The organism is Vibrio sp. 10N.261.52.A1, from assembly GCF_002876325.1.
GTDB lineage: Bacteria > Pseudomonadota > Gammaproteobacteria > Enterobacterales > Vibrionaceae > Vibrio > Vibrio chagasii.
This window is the reverse complement of sequence record NZ_MCYD01000115.1, coordinates 1,569-3,146: the sequence shown is the minus strand read 5'-3', so window position 1 is coordinate 3,146 and position 1,578 is coordinate 1,569. Positions and strand designations below refer to the sequence as shown.

At 45.1% G+C, this 1,578-nt stretch carries 2 protein-coding genes; one reads left to right on the top strand and one right to left on the bottom strand.

Features of this window, described 5'->3' with window-relative positions; translation table 11 throughout:
* Positions 1 to 27: 27 nt before the first annotated feature.
* Positions 28 to 288, bottom strand: a complete 261-nt coding sequence (gene rpsT / locus BCT81_RS01665; RefSeq protein ID WP_004739529.1) for a 30S ribosomal protein S20 — start codon at positions 286 to 288, stop codon at positions 28 to 30.
* 251 nt (positions 289 to 539) lie between these two features.
* On the opposite strand from rpsT, the gene murJ reads away from it, so the two are divergent.
* Positions 540 to 1,578 (top strand): murein biosynthesis integral membrane protein MurJ (gene murJ / locus BCT81_RS01660; protein WP_198596820.1); only part of this gene is annotated, 1,039 nt, incomplete at its 3' end.

Sequence of the window (1,578 nt, the reverse complement as noted above, 5' to 3'; positions counted from 1 at the left end):
TCGTTTTGCGTTGTAATCAAATTTCTATTAAAGAGCTTTGATTGCAGCAGCGAAACGAGACTTATGACGTGCAGCTTTATTCTTATGAATAAGGCCTTTAGTCGCCATACGGTCAAGAAGTGGTGTAACTTCTACAAGAGCAGCAGTTGCAGCTTCTTTATCACCAGCTGCGATAGCTGCGATAGTCTTTTTCATGTAAGTGCGCATCATAGAACGACGGCTAGCGTTGTGCTGGCGACGTTTCTCAGCTTGGATAGCGCGCTTCTTAGCAGATTTACTGTTTGCCAAGGGTCTAACTCCCAAAAACTTAGTTCGGTGACAATTTAAGGGCGAGGACTATCCCTCATTAGCGCTTAATTGTCAAATGATTTGTGCAAAAACCAATCGTAGCCAAACAAACTTTGGTATGGAAAGGTCATCGCGGTTAAGATGGCGGGGATTCTAACAGCATTTTTAGACCAATGCTAATAAATATGCTTCTTAGGACAGGATAGTATTTATCCTCCCTTGAAAGTAATCAACCAGTGTCAGAGGTTTCTGTGAGTAAACGACTATTAAAGTCAGGCCTGATTGTCAGTGCAATGACTTTTGTTTCCCGTGTATTGGGGCTAGTACGTGATGTAGTAGTAGCAAATTTGATGGGAGCAGGAGCGAGTGCCGACGTATTTTTCTTCGCTAATAAAATCCCGAATTTCTTACGTCGACTGTTTGCAGAGGGTGCCTTTTCTCAAGCGTTTGTTCCAGTATTAACGGAATATCACGCGGCTGGTGATAAAGAGAAAACCCGAGATTTAATCGCTAAGGTGTCAGGTACGCTCGGGGTATTAGTGTCTATTGTTACCGTTATCGGTGTGCTGGGCTCTGGAGCAATTACCGCGCTGTTTGGTGCGGGTTGGTTTATCGACTGGCTAAATGATGGCCCAGCGGCGCCTAAGTTCGAACTCGCGAGCTTTATGCTCAAGATTACCTTCCCTTATTTATGGTTCATCACTTTTGTCGCGTTATCTGGTGCCATTCTCAATACACTGGGTAAGTTTGCGGTCTCCTCTTTTACCCCTGTGTTTTTGAATGTCATGATCATCGGTGCAGCGTGGTTTATCTCTCCGAACTTAGAACAGCCAGAAATCGGCTTGGCGATCGGTGTGTTTCTTGGTGGCTTAGTTCAGTTCCTTTTCCAGATGCCTTTCCTTATTAAAGCAGGTGTGTTGGTTAAGCCGAAGTGGGGCTGGAGAGATCCGGGCGTCGTTAAGATTCGCACATTAATGATTCCAGCTCTGTTTGGTGTGTCAGTTAGCCAAATCAACCTACTGTTTGATACCTTCATTGCAAGCTTCCTAGCGACAGGCTCTATTAGTTGGTTGTACTACTCAGATCGATTGCTTGAATTCCCACTGGGTCTATTTGGTATTGCGATTGCGACTGTGATTCTTCCTGCTTTGTCTCGTAAGCACGTTGATGCTCAAGGAGAAGGGTTTGCACACACCATGGACTGGGGCGTGCGTATGGTGCTACTGCTTGGCATTCCTGCGATGTTGGGCCTTATTGTTTTAGCGAAACCAATGCTAATGGTGCTATTCA